This window comes from Roseovarius gaetbuli (genome assembly GCF_900172365.1).
Classification (GTDB): domain Bacteria; phylum Pseudomonadota; class Alphaproteobacteria; order Rhodobacterales; family Rhodobacteraceae; genus Roseovarius; species Roseovarius gaetbuli.
This window is the reverse complement of sequence record NZ_FWFJ01000002.1, coordinates 84,358-105,042: the sequence shown is the minus strand read 5'-3', so window position 1 is coordinate 105,042 and position 20,685 is coordinate 84,358. Positions and strand designations below refer to the sequence as shown.

At 62.3% G+C, this 20,685-nt stretch carries 21 protein-coding genes; 12 read left to right on the top strand and 9 right to left on the bottom strand.

Annotated features, from left to right (window positions below):
* Positions 1–26: 26 nt before the first annotated feature.
* A complete protein-coding gene (locus ROG8370_RS01740) occupies positions 27–842 on the top strand; it encodes a protein-disulfide reductase DsbD domain-containing protein (RefSeq protein WP_245827138.1) in 816 nt (271 codons plus the stop codon).
* Positions 843–952: 110 nt separating this feature from the next.
* On the opposite strand, the gene ROG8370_RS01735 is transcribed toward ROG8370_RS01740, so the two are convergent.
* The 3 genes from ROG8370_RS01735 to ROG8370_RS01725 form a co-directional block, all read right to left on the bottom strand.
* On the bottom strand, positions 953–1,783 hold the full coding sequence (locus ROG8370_RS01735; RefSeq protein WP_085825367.1) for an arginyltransferase: 831 nt from the start codon (positions 1,781–1,783) through the stop codon (positions 953–955).
* Between the two features lie 78 nt (positions 1,784–1,861).
* Positions 1,862–2,311: an RDD family protein gene (locus ROG8370_RS01730; protein ID WP_085825457.1), complete on the bottom strand. Its 450-nt coding sequence runs from the start codon at positions 2,309–2,311 to the stop codon at positions 1,862–1,864.
* An 82-nt stretch (positions 2,312–2,393) separates the two neighbouring features.
* On the bottom strand, positions 2,394–2,864 hold the full coding sequence (locus ROG8370_RS01725; RefSeq protein WP_085825366.1) for a YbaK/EbsC family protein: 471 nt from the start codon (positions 2,862–2,864) through the stop codon (positions 2,394–2,396).
* A gap of 79 nt (positions 2,865–2,943) precedes the next feature.
* On the opposite strand from ROG8370_RS01725, the gene ROG8370_RS01720 reads away from it, so the two are divergent.
* The 6 genes from ROG8370_RS01720 (at position 2,944) to tnpA (ending at position 9,163) form a co-directional block, all read left to right on the top strand.
* A complete protein-coding gene (locus ROG8370_RS01720) occupies positions 2,944–5,730 on the top strand; it encodes a [protein-PII] uridylyltransferase family protein (RefSeq protein WP_085825365.1) in 2,787 nt (928 codons plus the stop codon).
* 3 nt (positions 5,731–5,733) lie between these two features.
* Positions 5,734–6,006 (top strand): hypothetical protein, encoded by a 273-nt coding sequence (locus ROG8370_RS01715; protein WP_085825364.1) that lies wholly within the window; start codon positions 5,734–5,736, stop codon positions 6,004–6,006.
* Positions 6,007–6,159: 153 nt separating this feature from the next.
* The gene (locus tag ROG8370_RS01710) at positions 6,160–6,795 is read left to right on the top strand and encodes a DUF6778 family protein (protein WP_085825456.1); all 636 of its coding nucleotides are present in this window, start codon (positions 6,160–6,162) and stop codon (positions 6,793–6,795) included.
* A 45-nt stretch (positions 6,796–6,840) separates the two neighbouring features.
* On the top strand, positions 6,841–8,037 hold the full coding sequence (locus ROG8370_RS01705; protein ID WP_085825363.1) for an RSP_2647 family RNA methyltransferase: 1,197 nt from the start codon (positions 6,841–6,843) through the stop codon (positions 8,035–8,037).
* Positions 8,034–8,579, top strand: coding sequence for an RSP_2648 family PIN domain-containing protein (locus ROG8370_RS01700; RefSeq protein WP_085825362.1), 546 nt, complete (start codon positions 8,034–8,036; stop codon positions 8,577–8,579). The genes ROG8370_RS01705 and ROG8370_RS01700 overlap by 4 nt, the downstream gene beginning before the upstream one ends.
* A 167-nt stretch (positions 8,580–8,746) precedes the next feature.
* Positions 8,747–9,163: an IS200/IS605 family transposase gene (tnpA, locus tag ROG8370_RS01695; protein WP_085825361.1), complete on the top strand. Its 417-nt coding sequence runs from the start codon at positions 8,747–8,749 to the stop codon at positions 9,161–9,163.
* 146 nt (positions 9,164–9,309) lie between these two features.
* Here tnpA and ROG8370_RS01690 read toward each other — a convergent pair whose 3' ends face one another.
* From ROG8370_RS01690 to ROG8370_RS01680, 4 genes are all read right to left on the bottom strand, one after another.
* Positions 9,310–10,494: a vWA domain-containing protein gene (locus tag ROG8370_RS01690; protein WP_085825360.1), complete on the bottom strand. Its 1,185-nt coding sequence runs from the start codon at positions 10,492–10,494 to the stop codon at positions 9,310–9,312.
* A gap of 6 nt (positions 10,495–10,500) precedes the next feature.
* Positions 10,501–10,668, bottom strand: coding sequence for a hypothetical protein (locus ROG8370_RS20460; RefSeq protein ID WP_170925156.1), 168 nt, complete (start codon positions 10,666–10,668; stop codon positions 10,501–10,503).
* Positions 10,669–10,671: 3 nt separating this feature from the next.
* Positions 10,672–12,039: a DUF2927 domain-containing protein gene (locus ROG8370_RS01685; RefSeq protein ID WP_085825455.1), complete on the bottom strand. Its 1,368-nt coding sequence runs from the start codon at positions 12,037–12,039 to the stop codon at positions 10,672–10,674.
* Positions 12,040–12,320: 281 nt separating this feature from the next.
* On the bottom strand, positions 12,321–13,160 hold the full coding sequence (locus ROG8370_RS01680; RefSeq protein WP_085825359.1) for an AAA family ATPase: 840 nt from the start codon (positions 13,158–13,160) through the stop codon (positions 12,321–12,323).
* A gap of 158 nt (positions 13,161–13,318) precedes the next feature.
* On the opposite strand from ROG8370_RS01680, the gene dksA reads away from it, so the two are divergent.
* The 3 genes from dksA to ROG8370_RS01665 all read left to right on the top strand — a co-directional run bounded on the left by dksA (position 13,319) and on the right by ROG8370_RS01665 (position 16,079).
* The gene (gene dksA, locus ROG8370_RS01675; RefSeq protein WP_085825358.1) at positions 13,319–13,774 is read left to right on the top strand and encodes an RNA polymerase-binding protein DksA; all 456 of its coding nucleotides are present in this window, start codon (positions 13,319–13,321) and stop codon (positions 13,772–13,774) included.
* A gap of 88 nt (positions 13,775–13,862) precedes the next feature.
* Positions 13,863–15,035: an FAD-dependent monooxygenase gene (locus ROG8370_RS01670; protein WP_085825357.1), complete on the top strand. Its 1,173-nt coding sequence runs from the start codon at positions 13,863–13,865 to the stop codon at positions 15,033–15,035.
* Between the two features lie 123 nt (positions 15,036–15,158).
* A complete protein-coding gene (locus tag ROG8370_RS01665; protein ID WP_139838015.1) occupies positions 15,159–16,079 on the top strand; it encodes a porin in 921 nt (306 codons plus the stop codon).
* Positions 16,080–16,185: 106 nt separating this feature from the next.
* Here ROG8370_RS01665 and xth read toward each other — a convergent pair whose 3' ends face one another.
* Positions 16,186–16,968: an exodeoxyribonuclease III gene (gene xth, locus ROG8370_RS01660; RefSeq protein ID WP_085825355.1), complete on the bottom strand. Its 783-nt coding sequence runs from the start codon at positions 16,966–16,968 to the stop codon at positions 16,186–16,188.
* A 149-nt stretch (positions 16,969–17,117) separates the two neighbouring features.
* Positions 17,118–17,441, bottom strand: a complete 324-nt coding sequence (locus tag ROG8370_RS01655) for a HesB/IscA family protein (RefSeq protein ID WP_085825454.1) — start codon at positions 17,439–17,441, stop codon at positions 17,118–17,120.
* A gap of 79 nt (positions 17,442–17,520) precedes the next feature.
* On the opposite strand from ROG8370_RS01655, the gene ROG8370_RS01650 reads away from it, so the two are divergent.
* Together ROG8370_RS01650 and ROG8370_RS01645 are read left to right on the top strand one after the other, a co-directional pair.
* Entirely contained in the window at positions 17,521–18,690 is a 1,170-nt protein-coding gene (locus tag ROG8370_RS01650) for a deoxyguanosinetriphosphate triphosphohydrolase (RefSeq protein WP_085825354.1), read from the top strand.
* 5 nt (positions 18,691–18,695) lie between these two features.
* The gene (locus tag ROG8370_RS01645) at positions 18,696–20,522 is read left to right on the top strand and encodes a cation:proton antiporter (RefSeq protein WP_085825353.1); all 1,827 of its coding nucleotides are present in this window, start codon (positions 18,696–18,698) and stop codon (positions 20,520–20,522) included.
* Positions 20,523–20,685 lie beyond the last annotated feature (163 nt).

Genomic DNA, 20,685 nt, shown 5'->3' with positions numbered 1-20,685 from the left:
GCCACGCCATGCCCCATTTGAGTGCTATGATCAAAGCGTTTTTCCTCTCTCTTGTTGCGACTCTGTCGCTGTCGCTGTCGCTTCAGGCCGCGCCTGCCAAATCCTTGGATGACATGGTCACTGTAAGTGTCCTTCCAGGCTGGACCATGGCCGACGGAAGCCATGTGGCGGCGTTGAAATTCGTGCTCAAGGACGGATGGAAAACCTATTGGCGCGCGCCGGGCGAGGCGGGCATTCCGCCGCGCTTTAATTGGAGCGGATCGCGCAATCTCGCCGCAGTGGCGGTGGAATGGCCGACTCCGGTGCAAACCGTCACCAATGGTATGCGCACCATCGGCTATGAGCATTCGCTGGTTTTGCCGATCCGTCTGAACCCTGCGAAATCCGGGCAGCCGATCCACCTTGCCGCCGAGCTTGAAATCGGCGTTTGCAGCGATATCTGCGTGCCCGTCACCCTCAGCATCGCGCAGGATCTGCCCCGTGGCGTCACCAGCCCGGACCCGCAGATTGCTGCCGCGCTTGCCTCGCGCCCTTATACTGCCAAAGAGGCGCGCGTTGGCCGCGTCGCCTGCCAGGTGACGCCGGTCGAGGGCGGGCTTCACGTCGTGGCCGAGGTCGATATGGAACAGATGGGCAAGGGCGAGTTCGCGGTTCTGGAAACCGACAATCCCGATCTTTGGGTTGCCCAGGCCATCACCTCGCGCAACGGCAACCGGCTGCGCGCCGAAACCGAGATTTACCATGGCGAGGGTCACAGCTTTGCGCTGAACCGCTCCGGCCTGCGGATCACGATCCTGAGCAGTGGCGATGCGGTTGATATCCGAGGCTGTCCGGCGGGCTAGAGCATGTTGCTCAAAAGTGGGAAGCGGTTTTGAGCGTCGACAACATGCGACATCAACAGCTTAGAGGGTGTCGCGTGAATTCGAATGAACGCGACATGCTCTAGGCGCCCTCAGACAGTCTTGGGGCGCAACGGGCGCCCATCGGGCAATGAGATATTGGCCACCTGCTCGGCAATCGGATCATTCACAAGCGGGCGTGCGTGGCTGCTGAAGGCCTCGGGGTCGCGCATCTTCTGCCAGGTGTTGCCGACATAGACCTCAAGCCCGGAAAACCCGGCCTTATAGCCCATCTTTTCGCTGCCGGGCACCCAATAGCCGAGATAGACATAAGGCAGACCGTTTTCGCGCGCGATCTGGATATGATCGAGAATGACATAGGTGCCAAGCGAGGCGCTCTGCATATCGGGCTCGTAGAACGAATAGACCATGCTGACCCCGTCATCGAGGATATCGGTCAGACAGACCGCCGCCAGATCGCCAGAGGCGCTATCGGTATATTCCACCACACGGGTGCGAATGGGGGTTTCTTCGACCATCGCCGCGAATTCGAAGGTATCCATATCCGCCATCCCGCCGGTGGCGTGGCGGCTTTCAAGGTAACGGCGAAACAGCGCGTATTGCTCTTCGGTGGCCCAGGGCGATGTGGCCCGCCGCGTCAGCCCGGCGTTGCGCCGCATGGTCTTGCGTTGGCTTTTGCTTGCCGTGAACTCGGCCACGTTGATGCGCGCCGAGAGGCAGGCGGCACAATCGGCGCAGGACGGCCGATAAAGAACGTTCTGCGACCGGCGAAACCCCTGCTTTGAGAGACCATCATTCAGCCGCTGCGCGCCGTCGCCCTGAAGCGCGGTGAAAAGCTTGCGCTCCATCCGCCCCGCCAGATAGGGGCAGGGTTGCGGCGCCGTCACGTAAAACTGGGGCGCGATGGGAAGAGTGTGACGCATGTCTTCAGTGGTCCGGCTTGGCTTTGCCCGACGATAACAATGATAATGCGCCCCGCCAAGTGGGTTATAGCGCTAGTTTTAGGTGGCGGCGCGGCGGTTGATGGCGACGGTGCCCAGAACATGATCGCTCAGCCCCTGCGCGCGCGCGCTCGTGAGCATCAAGACAATCGAAATCACCTGTAACAGCGGCAACAGGAATGAGAGTGTAAGCCCGAAAGTATGGGCAAAGGCCATGCCAAGATCGAACCGCTCGCCGCTTGCCGTGCGAAATTCGATCGCCGTCAGACGCATCCCCCAGGTGGCCGAGCCTCGCGAGATTGTGATCACCCGATAGGCAAAGCCCACCACCGCCATCAGCACCGGGAAAAAGAAAAGGCCGGTAAAGGCGGTGAACGGCACGATCGCAAGGCTTATCGCGATGATCACGATGGTATCGACCACAAAGGCCAATAGCCGTTTGGTGGGCACATCGGCGTAAAATTCGGGCTGCGTTTCAGGGTCGGGCAGGTGCCAGCTCATGTCGCTCATATCGGCCATTTGGGTCCTTCAAGGGGGCGGTTACCAGTATAAGGTCGGCACCCCGAGGGCGATTTGCAAGGGCCGACGCGGTTTAAGCGGCGCTAAATTCCCCCAGCTCGGACCCCGAAATCCGCAGCAAGACATCCGGCGCGATGCCGAAAAGGTGGCGCGGAGTGCCCGCCGCCGCCCAGACCGTTTGAAACGCCAAAAGGCGCGGGTCGAAAAACGCACGCGGCGCTGTCAGGTGGCCAACCGGCGATACCCCGCCGATGGCAAAACCGGTCTGCGCCCGGATCAGCGCCGCATCGGCCTTGCCCAAGGGCTCTCCGGCAAGCGCGCTTGCGCGCGCGCCGTCAACCTGATTGCCGCCCGCCGTCACGAACAAAAGCGCCGCGCCGCTGTCTTGCCCGCGAAAAATGATCGACTTGGCGATCTGATCAATCTCGCAGCCGACAAGATCGGCCGCCATTTGCGCCGTGGTCGCATTGCCGGTCTCGACCGGTGTGATCTCAAGACCCGCGTCGACAAGTGCGCGGGTCACGCGTTTCAGGCTTTTGCTCATGATCGTCCCTCGGTTTTTTCGCAGTATTCCAACTCTGTCAGCCATTGACCAGCCCCGCGCGCCTTGTATCACTGGGCCGATGAATTTTATTGACCGCATCACCCGTTTGCCCCGCGCCCATGACCCCGTTGACGGGCAGGAGGCGCTTGCCGCCATGCCCGATCTTCCAGAGCCGCTGAGCGATCTGATCGCCGGGGCCGGGGGCAGTAGCCCATTCCTGAAATCGCTGATCCTGCGCGAGGGCGATTGGCTGCGCTCTGCGTTTGATGACCCCGAAGCGGCGATTGAGCGGCTTTTTTCAGAGTTGCACGAGGTGCCCGCCGAGGCGCTTGGCGATGCCCTGCGCCAGGGCAAGCGGCGCGTGGCGCTGTTGACCGGGCTGGCCGATCTAGCCGGTGTCTGGCCGCTTGAGGTGGTCACCGGGCGGCTGACGGATTTTGCCGATCTGGCCTGTGATCTGGCGCTCAAGGCCGCTGTCGGCGCGGAAATCCGTCGCGGCAAGCTTGCGGGGATGAGCGAGGCGGATATCGCGACGGCGGGCGGCATGGTGGTGCTGGCCATGGGCAAGATGGGCGCGCATGAGCTCAACTATAGCTCGGATATCGACCTGATTTGCCTGTTTGATGAAACCCGTTTTGCGCCGGATGATTATCACGAGGCGCGCGCGTCCTTTGTGCGCGCGACCCGGAAAATGGCGGCGATGCTGAATGATCGTACCGCCGAAGGCTATGTGTTCCGCACCGATCTGCGGCTGCGCCCTGATCCGAGTGTCACGCCGGTCTGTCTCGCGATGGCCGCCGCCGAAAGCTATTACGAAAGCCTCGGGCGGACCTGGGAACGCGCGGCCTATATTAAGGCGCGCCCCTGTGCGGGCGATATCGCGGCGGGGGATCGGTTTCTGGCCGCGCTCAAGCCGTTCGTCTGGCGCAAGCATCTGGATTTCACGGCGATCGAGGACGCGCATAACATGCGCCTGCGTATCCGCGAACATAAGGGGCTTGGCGGCGCGCTCAGCCTTTTGGGCCACAACATGAAGCTTGGCCGGGGCGGCATCCGCGAGATCGAGTTCTTCACCCAGACCCGACAGTTGATCGCAGGCGGGCGCGACCCCGATCTGCGGCTGCGGGGCACCGTCGAGGGGCTGGCGGCGCTTGCGCAAAAGGGCTGGGTGCCCGACGAGGCTAAAGAGGTCCTGACCGAGAATTACCGGTTTCACCGCGAGGTCGAGCACCGGCTTCAGATGCTGCGCGATGCCCAGACCCATGTCCTGCCCAACTCCGAGGAAGAGTTTGAGCGGCTCGCCGCCTTCATGGGCCGCGAAAGCGATGATCTTGGCGCAGAGATCTTGCGCCGCCTCAACGCGGTGCATGACCTGATCGAAGGGTTTTTCAAACCCGAAGAGGCCCCCGATGCAAGTGACGCCGCCGAGGCGCTTGACGGCGAGGTGATCGCCCGCTGGCCGACCTATCCGGCGCTGCGCTCGGACCGCGCGGTCGAGATTTTCCGCCGCCTCAAGCCCGATATCCTTGCCCGTCTGGCACGCACCTCGAACCCGAATGAGGCGCTGTTGGCCTTTGACGGCTTCATGGCGGGGTTGCCTGCAGGGGTGCAGGTGTTTTCGCTGTTCGAGGCCAATCCGCAACTGATCGAGTTGCTGGTCGATATCGTCGGCACCGCGCCCGCGCTTGCGGCGCATTTGTCGCGCAATGCGGGTGTGTTTGACGCGGTGATCGCGGGCGATTTCTTTGCACCATGGCCGGGGCAGGCGGCGCTTGAGGCCGAGCTGTCGGCGCGCCTCGGCCCCGAGGTGGATTACGAGCACGCGCTTGACGCGGTGCGCCGCTGGCGCAAGGAATGGCATTTCCGCATCGGGGTGCATCACCTGCGCGGTCTTTGCGACGCCGAGGCGGCGGCCGCGCAATACGCCGATCTGGCGCGGGCGGTGATTGGCGGGGTCTGGCCGCTTGTGATTGAACAGTTCAGCGCCAAGCACGGCGCGCCGCCGGGGCGTGGGGCCGTGGTGCTTGGCATGGGCTCGCTCGGGGCGTCGCGGCTGAACGCGGGGTCTGATCTTGACCTGATCGTGATTTATGACGCGGGCGATGTCGAGGCCTCTGACGGTCGCCGCCCGCTGGCGGCGCGGCCCTATTACGCGCGCCTGACGCAGGCGATGATCACCGCGCTGAGCGCCCCGATGGCCGAGGGGCGGCTCTATGAGGTCGACATGCGCCTGCGCCCCTCGGGCAATCAGGGGCCGGTCGCCACCAGCTGGCCGTCGTTTCAGGAATACCAAAAGACCGATGCCTGGGTCTGGGAGCATCTTGCGCTGACCCGGGCGCAGGTGATCACCGGCGAATCGGGCCTTGCGCGCGATGTCGAGGCGTTTCGCCAATCGCTGATGCGTGACAAGGGCGCGCCCGGGGCGGTGCTGGCACAACTGATCGAAATGCGCGCCCGCATTGCATCCGCCAAGGCCCCGGCGGGGCCGTGGGACGCCAAGCTTGGCCCCGGCCGGTTGATGGAGCTTGAGCTGATCGCGCAGGCGGGCACGCTGATGGCGGGGCAGGGCGCGCGCGATGTGGCCTCTGGCTTGGACGGCGGTGTCGCAATCGGCTGGCTTGATGACGCGGACAGGGATGCATTGGCGCGCGCCTATGCGATCTGTTGGCAGGTACAGATGGTGGCGCGGCTGATTAGCGACAAACCGCTTGATCCGGGGTTGATGGGCGAGAGTGGCGCGGCGTTTTTGCTGCGTGAAACCGGCCAGCAGGATTTGGCGAGGCTTGAGGCCTGCCTTGAGAGCGCCAGCAAAGCGGCCGCCGGTGTGATTGATGCAGCACTTGAACGGCTGCCAAAGAAGGTATGACAGATGCAACGCGACCCGCTTGACACAAAAGGCCTAATCCGTGAGGCCTATCGCATCGAGGGCATCGTAAGTGCCGAATGCCGCTCGATATTTCTGGATTGGGCGCTGTCCTTGCCCGATGGCCAGGACACCCAGGCCGCGATTGCCACCATGATCGCGCGCTATGCGCCCGAGGCCCCCGATCACCCGATGACCGAGGTGCTGCGCGAGGCCACTGCCGCCACCACCACCCCGCGCCGCCGGGGCGGATGGCGCTCTCGTTCCCGCGAAGGTTGAGCGTTGCGCGCCGTGTCATGAGGGCCATTTAGGGCAGAATCACCCTGCAAAGCCGCATAAGCATCACGCTATTGCACCGAATTTGTCTAAAAGGCGCCTCAATTCAAGTGCATCCTCCGGTGGAACAAAGGGTAATAGCCCGTGGAGGAAGACATGAAATATTTTCGTTTGATTGGCGCTCTGATGCTTGGTTTTGGCCTGTCGGCCTGCGCAACAGTTGATACCGCCACCCGTAACGCGCCGCTCGAAAGCCCGGTCATGCAGGCCGCGCCGCTCTCGCTTGATATTCGTGCCGTCCGCGTCTCGGTGCCCAAATCCCTCAAGGTGTCCGAGCGGAACCGCTATTATCCCGGTGGCGACATCGTTTGGCGCGAAGATCCGCTTGGCGACCGTCACGCACAGGTCAAGGCGATCTTTGAAGAAGGCCTTAACAAGGGCATCGCCGAAATGGATCACGGCACAGTTCCGGTGATGCTTGATGTCATGGTGACCCGTTTTCACGCCCTGAGCGAAAAGGCCCGTTACACCATTGGCGGTGTGCATGCGGTGCAATTCAAATTCGTCCTGCGCAACCCCGAAACCGGCGAAGCCTACGGCGAGCCGCGGTTCGTCAAGGCAGATTTCAAGGCCTACGGTGGTCAGCTTGCAATCAACGCCGAGCGCAAGGGTCTGACCCAGAAGGTGCGGATCACCCATCAGATCTCGGAAGTCATCCGTCAGGAGCTTCAGGGCGCCGGTGGGTATCACGCCGAGGCAAACGGTCTGCTTGGTGCTTTGAACCAGATCTGATCTTTTCCCTTTTCCAACCGACAAGAAACCGCGTAAGGGGACAGTATGACACTGTCCCCTTATCCCGTTATCCGCCTCCTTCCCAAAGTTCACGCCCGCGCAATCCGCCACGGCGCCCCTTGGGTTTTTGACAACGAGCTTGTGACCGACCGGCGCACGCGCGGCCTTGCCCCCGGCACCATCGCGGTGCTTGAGGATGGTGATCGCGCGCCGCTTGGCCTTGTCGCCGTTAGCCCGACCTCCAAGATCATGGCCCGCATGCTTGATCGCGACGCCACCGCGCGGGTCGATCAGGACTGGCATCGCGTGCGCCTTGCACGGGCCCACGCGATGCGCGAGCGGATTTATGACACCCCGCATTACCGCCTGATCCACGCCGAGGCCGATGGCCTTCCGGGGATCGTGATCGACCGCTTTGGCGACATCGCCGTGATCCAACCCAACGCCGCCTGGGCCGAAGTTGTCCTGGATGATCTGGTGGCGGCGCTTGTCGAGGTGACAGGCGTGAGCACCGTTCTGAAGAACGCCTCGGGGCGCGCGCGCGTTCTTGAAGGGTTGGACGAAGAGCATGCCGTTCTGGTCGGGCAGGCGCCCGATGGGCCGGTTGCGGTGCCGATGAATGGCGCGATCTACATGGCCGATCTGATGGGCGGGCAGAAAACCGGCCTGTTCTTTGATCAGCGCCCCAACCACGCCTTTGCCGCCCGGCTTGCCAAGGGCGCGCGGGTGCTCGACGTGTTCTCGCATGTTGGCGGCTTTGCCCTTGCGACCCTTGCGGCAGGGGCCGAGCATGCGCTTGCGGTCGATGGCTCTGAGCCTGCGCTGACCCTGGCGGCGCAGGGCGCGGTCGAGATGGGCATGCAGGACCGGTTTGAAACCCGCAAAGGCGATGCTTTTGACGTGCTCACCGCGCTTGGCGAAGAGGGGGCCCGGTTTGATCTTGTGATCTGTGATCCGCCCGCCTTTGCCCCCAACAAGAAATCGCTCGAAGCGGGGCTGCGCGCCTATGAGAGGGTGGCAAAGCTGGCCGCCGAACTTGTGGCGCCGGATGGCTTTCTGGGCCTGTGTTCCTGTTCGCATGCGGCGGATCTTTCGAAATTCCGCGCAGCATGCAGCCGCGGGATTGGCCGCGCCGGGCGCGCCGGGCCGCTGATCCATACCGGCTATGCCGGGCCGGATCACCCGCTGCACCCGCAACTGGCCGAAAGCGGCTATCTGAAGGCGCTGTTCTATCGCCTATGAAGGTGCTGCTTGATACCTGCGTGATCTATCCCACCGTCATGCGGCAAATGCTTTTGGGCGTGGCCGAGGCGGGGGCCTTTACCCCGCTCTGGTCGGCGCGCATCATCGGCGAATGGCAACATGCGGCGGCCAAGCTTGGGCCCGATGGGCTTGCTCAGGCGGGCTCTGAGGCGGTGATGATGGCCGCGAGATGGCCGAGCGCGCAGGTCACCTATGCGCCCTCGCTTGAAGCGCGGCTCTGGCTGCCCGATCCGGCCGATACCCATGTTCTGGCCGCGGCGATTGCGGGCTCTGCCGATGGGATCATCACCCTCAACGCGCGCGATTTCCCCCGCAATATCCTGGCCGAAGAGGGCCTCTGGCGCGCCGATCCCGATAGCTTTCTGCATGGCATATGGAAGGCACAGCCGGGTCTTGTCAGCGATGCCGCCGAGCGCGTTCTGGCCGAGGCGATCCGCCTGTCCAGTGCCAAATGGGAGATGCGCCCCCTGTTGAAGAAGGCGCGTTTGCCGCGTCTGGCCAAGGCGCTCTCGACTGTCTGATCGCCGGGCATGGTGGCGCCGTCGCGCTTTTGAGTATCCACGCCGTGGAGCAAACCCTCCGACTTCCAGTCGGACCCTCTTCAGCGTGAAAGAATCGCTTTATGATCGTACCCTCAGAAAAATGAGCCGCAGCCGGGTCGGAGGCTCATTTTTCTGAGGGTACGATCATGCAATATGACACCGGCAAACACTGCGTTTTCTATCACCGCTACCACATCGTCTGGTCGACCAAGTACCGTTATAAGGTGCTGACGGGGGCACTGCGACTGCGGGTGCGCGACATCTGTCGGCAGGTCTGCCGCGAGAACGAGGTCGACATCTTGCGCGGGGTGCTGTCGAGCGATCACGTCCACATGTTCGTCTCGGTGCCGCCGAAGCTCGCCATCTCGGATCTGGTGCGCAAGATGAAGGGCCGTTCGTCCCACAAGGTGCAACGGGAGTTTCCAGCCATCCGAAAGCGCTACTGGGGCTGCCGATTTTGGGGCCGAGGATACTTTTCAACCACCAACGGTGCCATTACGGAAGACATCGTACTTCAGTACCTGGAACAGCACATCGCTGATCCTACCGGCGCCAGCCGGTAGTGGTTCAGTATTTTTGCCAAGAAGAAGCCTATTGGCGTGTTTCTAGAGCATGTTGCTCAAAAGTGGGCACCGGTTTTGAGCTTCTCGAACATGCGAATTCAATAACTTAGAGCATATAGCGTGAATTCGAATGAAGGCGATATGCTCTAGCGGACCAGGTCGCGCATGCCCTGATCCAGCCCTTCAAGCGTCATCGGAACCATGCGATCTTCAAAGATATCGCGGATCATGGCGATCGAATGGGTGTAATCCCACTGGTTGCGCGGCACCGGATTGATCCAGAGATTGCCCGCCCATTGCGCGCGCGCCCGCTCTAGCCAGACCTGCCCGGATTCGGCATTCCAATGCTCGTTCGCGCCGCCAGGATAGGCGATTTCATAGGGGGACATGCTGGCGTCGCCCACGAATATGCATTTGTAATCAGGGCCGTAGGTGCGCAGTACCTCTTGAGTCGGGGTCTGGGCGTTCCAGCGCCGCGCGTTGTCGCGCCAGACGCCTTCGTAAAGGCAGTTGTGGAAATAATAGTATTCCAGATGCTTGAATTCGGCGCGTGCGGCGCTGAACAGCTCCTGCACCACCTTGATATGCGGGTCCATCGAGCCGCCGACATCGAGAAACAACAGCACCTTGACCGCATTGCGCCGTTCGGGGCGGGTTTTGACGTCAAGATAGCCATGCTCGGCGGTGGCGCGAATGGTGCCATCCATGTCAAGCTCGTCCGCCGCCCCGTCGCGCGCCCATCGGCGCAGGCGTTTGAGGGCGACCTTGATGTTGCGGGTGCCCAGTTCGACATTGTCGTCGAGATTGCGAAATTCACGCTTGTCCCAGACCTTTACCGCGCGCTGATGGCGCGACTTGTCCTGACCGATGCGCACGCCTTCGGGGTTATAGCCATGGGCGCCAAAGGGGCTTGTGCCGGCGGTGCCGATCCATTTGCTGCCACCCTGGTGGCGGCCCTGTTGTTCCTTGAGGCGCTCCTTGAGCGTTTCCATCAGCTTGTCAAAGCCGCCAAGCGCCTCGATCTCGGCGCGTTCTTCGGCGCTCAGGTGCTTTTCGGCCAGCTTTTCAAGCCATTCCTTGGGCAGATCGACGGCGTTGAGCACGTCATCGGCGCTGAGCGCCTCAAGCCCGTCAAAGCTTGCGGCGAAGGCGCGGTCAAAGCGGTCAATGAGGCGCTCGTCTTTGACCATGGCGCTGCGGGCGAGGTAGTAAAACCCCTCGACGTCATAGGTCACAAGCCCGGCAAGCATGGCCTCGAGAAAGGTCAGGTATTCGCGCAAAGAGACCGGCAGGCCGGCTTTTCTGAGGTTCTCGAAAAACGGCAGAAACATCGCGCTTTACAAAGCGTTGCGGTGAATGATCAAGGTCACGAACAGGCCCACAAGCGCAAACATGAGCGCATAGACAAAGGCGTATTGCAGGATATCGGCCAGCTTGCCCTTACGACGCCGCGCCAGAAGCGCGCCGGTCAGTGCGCCGATAAGTGCCCCGAAAATAACGATCATTTTTTACCCGTTCGGTCCTTTTAACGGGCTGAGCGCGGTCACTTCTCTTAGCTTTGCGCGCACCGCCCAATCTGCGCCATAGCCGTAGCGTGCCCAGCCCAGACTGTCCAGTCGAATGCTCTGCGCTTCCGACACGCGCCCGCTTAGGTCAAGCGCCTCGGCGCGCAGCATCATCAGGGTCGCCAAAAGGGCCGCGTTTTCATAGCGTTCCGCGGTGCCAAGGTGGGGCCCAAGCAGCATGAGCGCGTCTTCGCCGCGGCCCTGGCTGATGGCATAGGCGGCAAGTTGCGCGGCGCTAAAGGCGCGGTGCAGATCGGTGCCGGGGGTGCGTTTGTAATATTGCTCGGCGGCGACGAATTGGTCCTGTGCGTAATCGGGGTCGGTTGCCTGCGTGATACGGCCAAGCGCGAAATGGCTGAAGGCGCGGCGGTGATCGCTCCAGCCTACGGCCTTGGCAATGCGAAGCGCATCCTGGGCGGCAAGACGGCGCTGATTGGGGCGGCTTCCGGGCCCAAGGGCGGTCTGGATCGCTTCGATCCAGGCACGCGGCGTCGATCCGGCAAAGCGGGGCGCGACGTGATCACCGGCCGGGTGAAGCCGCGACAGGATGCCGGGCAGGCGGGCCTCGACCTCGCGGCGCGACATGCCGCTGCGCAATTCGGGCGCATAATAGGTGCGCAGCACCAGCATATCAAAGCCGGTCAGCACCGCATGCACATTGTCATCGTTGAACACGCTGTCTGAGAGCCGGTAAAGGTCGTTGAGCGGGCCAAGCGCCTGCGCCAGCTCTTCATGCAGGCAATCGCGCACCTCTTGCGGGCTGGAATCGCTTGGCACGAAGATGGCGATCTTCTTGCGCTCTTTAAGCTGGCTCCAATCGGTGAGCCGCGAATTGCGCGCGGCGCGATATTGCGACAGCCGCGAGATGTTAGGCACCACGAAACAGGCCGCCTTGGGCAGGCTGCGGCGAATGTCATCGCGGCTTACGGCCTCGATGGTGATATTGGCGCCGCTGTCGCTGACGCGGCTAATGTCAATCCCGGCCTCGGTGCGCAAGCGGTGCAAAAGGCGGTTGAGATCGGGGATCAGGGTGGGCGGCGGGCGGCCGGTGACCTGCACGGTGATCGGCCCTTCAAAACGCGACAGATGTTGCAGCATCCGCCCCGATTCAAGCTGAAAGCTGAGGTCGAGAAAATCGCGCTGGATATCGCGGTTCGAGCGTTGCGGCGGCAAGGGGCGCGGCGCCGAGAACGACTTCATCGGCGGCATGGTGCTTTCCTGCTGCAATGCTGCGCGGGTCGGCATTTCGTTGTATCGCCCCGGCACACAGGCGCCAAGCAACAGACAAATTGGCAAAATTACGCGACGCATCGGGCCCCCGAAATTGTTTTCAGCATCAAAAGACCCTCCATCCAAGACACGAGGGGCCGTACATCGACACAGGCGGTCAAGAAAAGGCGCGGTCGCTTAAAGATCAGCCCGCACCTCATCCCGGCCAATCCATCGCCGGGTCAGGGGCAGGATTGATGTTCATCCTGTTCTGGGTAAGGAGCATTTAAGGCAAAAATGTGGCAAATGCAATTCACGCGTGCAGGGCGGGTGTTTCGAGGCCCTGTTTCTTGCCCCAAATCACCCGATCCCGACCCGATAAATCAGCGTTGACGCCGGGCCATGAAGGCCAGCCGTTCAAACAAATGCACATCCTGTTCGTTCTTCAGAAGCGCGCCATGCAGCTTGGGCAGGGCGTCGGCCCCGTCGCGGCGCAGATCCTCAACGCTCAGGTCTTCGGCCAAAATCAGCTTGAGCCAGTCGAGAACTTCGGAGGTCGAGGGTTTTTTCTTGAGACCGGGTTGCTCGCGCAGCTCGAAAAACTGGGTCAGGGCGGTGGTCAGAAGCGCATCCTTGATGCCGGGGTGGTGCACTTCGACGATCTTGCGCATCGTATCGGCATCGGGAAAGCGGATGTAATGAAAGAAACAGCGCCGCAAAAACGCATCCGGCAGCTCTTTTTCGTTGTTCGAGGTGATGATGATCACCGGGCGGTTGCGCGCCTTGACGGTTTCGCCGGTCTCGTAGACGTGAAATTCCATCTGGTCGAGTTCCTGCAACAGGTCGTTGGGGAACTCGATATCGGCCTTGTCGATCTCGTCGATCAACAACACGACCTTTTCGTCAGAGGCAAAAGCCTCCCAGAGCTTGCCGCGCTTGATGTAGTTCTTCACGTCATGCACGCGCGCGTCGCCAAGCTGGCTGTCGCGCAAGCGGCTGACGGCGTCGTATTCATAAAGGCCCTGCTGGGCCTTGGTGGTGGATTTGATGTTCCATTCGATCAGCCGCATGCCAAGCGATTGCGCCACCTGTCGGGCCAGTTCGGTTTTGCCGGTGCCCGGCTCGCCCTTGACCAGAAGCGGACGCTCCAGCGTCACGGCAGCATTGACCGCAACGGTCAGGTCATCGGTGGCGACATAGGCGTCGGTGCCTTCAAATTTCATCTGTTCTTACGTCCTTTATGCGGCATTTCGCGCCAGTTATTTCGGCCACCCTAGATTGTCCGACAATTCACATCAATGGCGTGTGATTGCCTAGTGACAATCTGATTAGGCAGGTGTAGATCACCGCGCAGGGGCGCCACCGGCCCAAGGAGATTATCATGCCTGGCACTGGCCTTGGTGAGGGGATCGACATGAAAGCAGAAGTTTTTTTGCCAGAAGATTATCAACCAGCTGAAGACGAGCCGTTCATGAATGAGCGCCAGACGGAATATTTCCGTCGCAAGCTTTTGGCCTGGCGCGAGGATCTTCTTGAGGGTAGCCGCGAGACCATCGAAGGCTTGCAGGACGGCACACGCGCCATTCCCGATGTTGCGGATCGCGCAAGCGAAGAAACCGACCGCGCGCTTGAACTGCGCACGCGGGATCGTCAGCGCAAGCTCGTGGCCAAGATCGACTCGGCCCTGCGCCGGATTGACCAGGGCGAATACGGCTATTGCGAAGTGACCGGCGAGCCGATCAGCCTCAAGCGGCTGGATGCGCGCCCGATCGCCACCATGAGCCTTGAGGCGCAAGAACGCCACGAGCGGCGCGAAAAGGTTCACCGCGACGACTAAGGCAGGCGGCGCCACGGCGCACAGAGGTTTTTCGCGAAATGACGCGTCGGGGCTTTATCCCCGGCGCGTTTCGGTTCAAAGGGGCCTTATGGAGTTGGACAAGCTCAACATAACGGTCATCGGGGCCGGTATCGGTGGTCTTGCCGTGGCGCGTGGGTTGGCCCTGCGCGGGGCGCGCGTGACCGTGCTTGAACAGGCCGCCGAGATTTCCGAAGTCGGCGTCGGCCTTCAGATAAGCCCGAACGGCTTTGCGGTGCTGCGCGCGCTTGGTCTTGGCGATGCGCTGCGGCGCAGTGCGGTTCAGGCCCGCGCCGTCAGCCTGCGCGATTATCGCCGCGACGAGGTGTTGCGCCTTGATCTCGGGGTGCTCGAGAACGACGATTATTATTTCATCCACCGCGCCGACCTGATCGACATCCTGGCGACGGGGGCGCGGGCGGCTGGCGTTAAAATCCGGCTGTTGCAAAAGGTCTCTGGCGTGAGTCCCGGCGCGCGCCCCAAGGTCGAGCTGGCCAATGGCGCAACGCTCTGTTCGGATCTGGTGATCGGGGCGGATGGGTTGCATTCGCATGCCCGCGCCGCGCTCAATGGCACCTCGGCACCGTTTTTCACCCGCCAGGTGGCCTGGCGCGCGACGATCCCCAACCTTGCCGGGCGCGGACCAGAAGCGCGCGTTCATATGGGGCCGATGCGCCATGTGGTCAGCTATCCGTTGCGCGACAGCACGCTTTTGAACATCGTCGCGGTGCAGGAAAAAGCCGCCTGGGCCGCCGAAAGCTGGAGCCAGAAAGACGACCCCAACGCCCTGCGCGCAGCGTTCGACGATTTTTGCCCCGAGGTTCGCGCCATGCTTGATGCGGTGCAGGAGGTGCATCTCTGGGGGCTGTTCCGCCATCCGGTCGCGCCGGTCTGGCAGGCCGGGAATGTCGCCCTTTTGGGCGACGCCGCACATCCGACGCTGCCGTTCATGGCACAGGGCGCGTCAATGGCGCTTGAGGATGGCTGGGTTCTGGGCGATTCCCTTGCGGGGCGCGCGGATCTGTCAGAGGCGCTCGCCCGCTATCAGACCCGCCGCGAGGCCCGCGTGCGCCGCGTGGTCGAGGCCGCCAATAGCAACGCCTGGAAATATCACCTGTCGTTCCCGCCGCTTCGCTGGGCCGCCCATACCGCCCTGCGCGCCGGAGGGGCTCTGGCGCCGACCCGCATGATGCGCCAGTTTGACTGGCTCTACGGCCATGACGTGACGCAAATCCCGGCCTGAATAATCTTCTGCTAATACGTGTTAATAGAGCAACGGGTGCCCTTTATTGGCGCGCGAGGCTTGCGCTGTTCTCCTGGGCGTTTAACAGGTTGAATTGAATGAAAAAACTACCAGGAGCAGGCCATGTCTATGAAGCTGAATATGATTATTGGTGCGGTCATCGCATCCATTCCGGTTGTTTCATCCGCGCAGGACGCGGGCGGCGCCATCACCCTTGGCTATGGCGCCTCGTCTGTATCGGGCGCGACCGGCGACCTCTCGACCCTGTCGCTGGATGGCGTGGGGAACATCGCGTTGAACAACAATTTCAACATTGGTTTTTACGGCTCCCTCGTAAATGTCGATGAGGATCGGACAAGCAACGATGTCTCGGCCTCCGATTTTGGCCTCACCCTGAATTATCAGTTCGTCAATGGGGTCGTTCTTGGCGGGTATTTTGATTACGCAACGCTTGATCTGGGGACATTCACCGCGGATATCGACGCCACCTCATATGGCGGCACGCTTGCCTATGTGACTGATACCTTCGGTGCCGAGGCCTTTCTTGGCGCGACTGAAACCTCGCCCAGCCTGCCCTCGGGCGTGGATTGGGTCGATTACGGTCTGAACCTTCGCTACGTGATCTCGCCGCAGGCCCGCATTGGCGGTCATGCGGTCCGCAGCGACATTTCCGGCCCCGGGGGCGATATCGAGATCAGCTCTTATGGCATTGGTGGTGATTACGGATTTGGGGCCGGTTGGTCGGCCTTTGGCGGCTTGAGCTTTGTCGATCTTGGCAACGCAAATGTCGATGCAACGACTTTCGGGGTGGGGGTCGGCTATGATCTCAAGCAGATCAGCAGCGTTCCCGCCGCCGTCTCTCTGGAACTGTCGCGCACCGACCTGAGCCAACCCGGCGCAAGCGCGGATGTCGACACGATCCGCCTGAGCGTCACCCTGCCGCTTGGCAATCGCCAGAACGCAAATCCTCTGAACAGCGTCAGCCGGTCGGCCATGTCCCCGCGCCACAACGCTGTCTCGACGCTGCTTGACTCGGCGTTCTGAGAGATTGACAGGGCAGGGGCTTTGCCGCCTGGCTGCTGAAGTGCAAAAAGGCGCGCCGTACCAGCGGCGCGCCTTTTTTAAGGCGTCTGGACGGGACCTGTGCGCCTCAGGCGTCCAGGGTGATCCAGATCGGCACGTGATCGGAGGGCTTTTCACGCGCGCGAATGTCCTTGTCGATCTGGCAGTCGGTCAAAAGATCGGCGGCCTGTGGGCTGAGCAGGAAATGATCAATGCGAATGCCGTCGTTCTTGTTCCACGCCCCGGCCTGATAATCCCAGAAAGTAAAATGCCCCGGCCCCTGCGTGCGGGCGCGAAACGCCTCGGTAAACCCAAGGTTCAGGATTCGGCGAAAGGCGGCGCGGCTTTCGGGCAGGGCAAGCGCGTCCCTCGCCCAGACCTCGGGGCGGGCGGCGTCTTCATCCTGCGGGATGATGTTGTAATCGCCGGCCATGACCACGGGCTCTTCGCTCGCCAGCAACTCCTGCGCACGCAGGCGCAGCCGCTCCATCCAGGCCAGTTTATAGTCATATTTCGGCCCCGGCACCGGGTTGCCATTGGGCAGGTAAAGCCCACAGACCCGTACCGCCGTCTTGTCACCGATCACCGTCGCTTCGATCCAACGCGCCTGTTCATCCTCCGGATCTCCCGGAAGGCCGCGGCTGACATCCTCAAGCGGAAGCTTCGAGAGGATCGCAACCCCGTTGAACCCCTTTTGGCCATGAGTTTCGACGGTATAGCCGCGGTCCTCGAATATCTCGCGCGGAAAGTTTTCGTCGACCGATTTGATTTCCTGCAACAGGGCGACATCCGGCTCGGCCTCGTCAAGCCAGGCGGGCAGGGCCTCGATCCGGGCCTTGATGCCGTTGATGTTGAAGCTGGCGATTTTCATAGAAGGCCCCCTGTCTGCTTTGCCCCTCTATCGCCCAGTGCCGACGGGCTGACAAGCGGTTTGCGGGGCAAGCGGTGCGCCAATAGCGCGGCGCGCAGGCAAGAGCGCGACAAGCGAAGCAGATGAACTGTGCCTTTTAAATATTTGATTTACATTGAGAAAGACACGCCGCAGCCGCAAGAGCTACTGGCGTTCGGGTTCTCGATCACAAAGCGCGCGCCGATCAGCTCTTCGCTGAAATCAATCGTGGCCCCGGCCAGAAACGGCAAGGACGTGCTATCAACCACAACCTTCTGCCCCTGACCTTCAAGCACAAGATCATCCTCTGCGGGCTTATCCAGCTTGATATCGTACTGAAACCCGGAACAGCCTCCGCCCTCAACCGCGATGCGAAGCGCGCTGCCCTGCTGATCCGCGCCAATCTCGGCGAGGCGGGCAAAGGCGCGGGGGGTCACTTTGGGGGGCAGGTTCATGCGGGGCTCCGGGCTGGTGTTCGACTTCTGTTGCAGGGCAATATAGGGATGCCGACAACTGCCGACAAGGAGATCCAAGATGACGGCCCGCTATGCCTCTGATCCGTCCCAGACCCGTGGCCGTCTTGTCGCCGAGGAGGAGAGCGCGTTTCGCTCGCCGTTTCAGCGCGATCGCGACCGGATTATCCATTCCAGCGCCTTTCGCCGCCTGAAACACAAGACCCAGGTCTTTGTCGAGCATGAGGGCGATTATTTTCGCACCCGCCTGACCCATTCCATCGAAGTGGCACAGGTCGCGCGCACGGTTTCCGGCGCGCTTGGTCTCAACGGCGAGCTGACCGAGGCGGTGGCGCTTGCCCATGACCTTGGCCACACGCCCTTTGGCCATGCGGGCGAAGACACGCTCGACGCGCTTATGGCGCCCTACGGCGGGTTTGATCACAACGCGCAGGCCCTGCGCATCGTCACCACGCTTGAACGCCATTATGCCGAGTTTGACGGGCTCAACCTGACCTGGGAGACCCTGGAAGGCATCGCCAAGCATAACGGCCCGGTGGCCGGGCCGCTGCCCTATGCATTGGCCGAATATAACGCCCGCCATGATCTTGAGCTGCACACCCACGCCAATGCCGAGGCGCAGGTGGCGGCGCTTTCTGATGATATCGCCTATAACAATCACGATCTGCATGACGGGTTGCGCGCGGGGCTTTTCGATGATGATGAAATCGCCGCCCTGCCGATCGTGGGGGCGTGTTATCAAGAGGTGGATCGGCTCTATCCCGGTCTGGATGCCAGCCGCCGACGCCACGAGGCGTTGCGCCGGGTGTTTGGCGTCATGGTGGGCGATGTGATCGAGCATTCGCGCGCCGAGCTGGCCCGCGCCGCGCCGCAAAGCGCGGCCGAGGTGCGCCATCTGGGGCGTGCGGTGATCCGGTTTTCGCCCGGTCTCTGGGGCGATCTGCAACAAATCCGCAAGTTTCTCTTTGCCCGGATGTATCGCGCGCCCTCGGTCAACGCGATGCGCGAAGAGGTCCACGGTGTTGTCAGTGATCTTTTCCCCTTTTATCTGGATCAGCCGCACTATCTTCCACAAGAGTGGCGCGATGACGTGGCGCGCGCCGCCGACAAGACGGCCTTGGCGCGGCTGGTGAGCGATTATATCGCCGGGATGACTGACCGGTTTGCACTTGAGCAGCACGGCCGCCTGTTGGGCGGTCCGGGCGGGCCCGGCGAAAGAGGGAGAGACTAGCAATCATGGCACTCGAATCGCAGGCCGGGGCCTTGTCGCCGGTGATGGTGTTTGCGCTCGTGGGCGCATTGGGGGTTGGCGCACAATGGCTGGCCTGGCGTCTGCGCATGCCGGCCATCGTGCTCATGCTTCTGGCCGGGCTTGCTGTCGGGCCGGGGCTTGGGCTGTTTGATCCGGCGCGCGACATCGGCCCGCTGATGGGGCCGATGGTGGCGATTGCGGTGGCGATCATCCTGTTCGAGGGTGGCCTGACCCTGAATATCCACAGCCTGCGCGGCGCCGCCGAAGGTGTGTGGCGGCTGGTGCTGATCGGGGCGCCGGTGGGCTGGCTTGGCTCGACGCTGGCGCTGCATTACGCGGCCGGGCTTGAGTGGTCGATTGCGGCGGTGTTTGGCGGCATCATGATCGTAACCGGGCCGACGGTGATCGCGCCGCTGTTGCGGCAGGCGCGCCTGACCCGGCGGCCCGCGCAACTCTTGCAGTGGGAGGCCATCGTCAACGATCCGGTCGGCGCGCTTGCGGCGGTGCTCGCCTTCGAGGTGGTGCTTGTGCTCAACACCTCGGAAACCGCCGCCTCGGCGGTCTGGGCGATGGCGCGCGGCATTACCATCGCGATAGCGCTCGGGCTTGCTGCTGGCTGGGGGCTGTCGCGGGTGTTTCGCGACGGCAAAGTGCCGGAATACATGAAAGTTCCGGTGCTTTTCGCCGTTTTGCTGGGGGTTTTCGCGCTTTCAGACGGGGTTTTGCATGAAAGCGGGCTTTTGACGGTCACGGTGATGGGCGTCTATATCGCCAATGCCGACCTGCCGAGTTATGCCGAGTTGCGCCGCTTCAAGGAACACGCGACCGTGCTGCTTGTCTCGGGCGTCTTTATCCTTTTGGCGGCCTCGATGAACCTTGAGGCGCTTGCGCTTTTGGATGCGCGCGCCGCGATTTTCGTGGTGGTCACCATCCTTCTGGTGCGCCCCTTGACGGTGCTGCTGTCGCTTATCGGCACCAAGCTGCCGCTGAACGAGCGGCTTTTGGTGGCCTTCACCGGGCCGCGCGGCGTGGTCCTGGTGGCGGTGGCGGGGCTGTTTGGTGAACGCCTCGTGGCGCTTGGCTTTGAAGATGCCGCGCGGTTGACGCCGCTGGCCTTTGCTTTGGTGGCGGCCACGGTGGTGCTGCACGGGTTTTCGCTGCGCCCGATGGGACAGCTTTTGGGCCTTGCCGGGCAGGGCACGCCGGGGGTGATCATCACCGGCGGCTCGCAATTCGCCACCTCGCTTGGCCGCGCGCTTCAGGCGATCGAGGTGCCGGTCCTGATCAGTGACCCGAACCGAAGCCGCCTGCGCTCTGCGCGCGAGGCGGGCCTGCCGACATTCTTTGGCGATATCCTCTCCGAGGCGGCCGAGCATGGCGTCGAGATCATGAATTTCGGCCGCATTCTCGCGGTCAGCGACAATGACGCCTATAACACGCTGGTTGCCACCGACCTTGCCCCGGAATTTGGCCGCGACAACGTCTTTCAGCTCCGCCGCGCGAAACAGGAACACGCCCGCCATGCCCTGCCGGCAAGCCTGGGGGGGCGCATCATTCTGGGCGATCTCGGCCATTACGAGCTTGCCAAGCGGATGACCGAGGGCTGGAGCGTGCGCACCACCACCCTGAGCGAGACCTATGACTTTGACGCCTGGCAAGCCGACAACCCCGAGGCGGTGATCCTGGCGGAATTGAACAGTTCTGGCGCGCTTACCTTCATCACCAGCGAGACCAAGCCCAAATGGGCCTCTGGGCATAGCGTTATTGCGGTTGCTCGTGGCCCGGCCGATCGCGCGTCCAAACGTGGCTGATGGCGCCCGCTTGCGTGCTCTTTCGCCGATTTGGCGGAGAGTTGCGCGGTTTCAGGGCCTGGCTGTAACCGTGAGCGGGCATTTTTCGGCCGCCAAACGCGCCTATAGGCGGGTAGGGGGCAAGACTCTGCTTGCATGCGGTGTCTGCCCCACCTAGAACGAC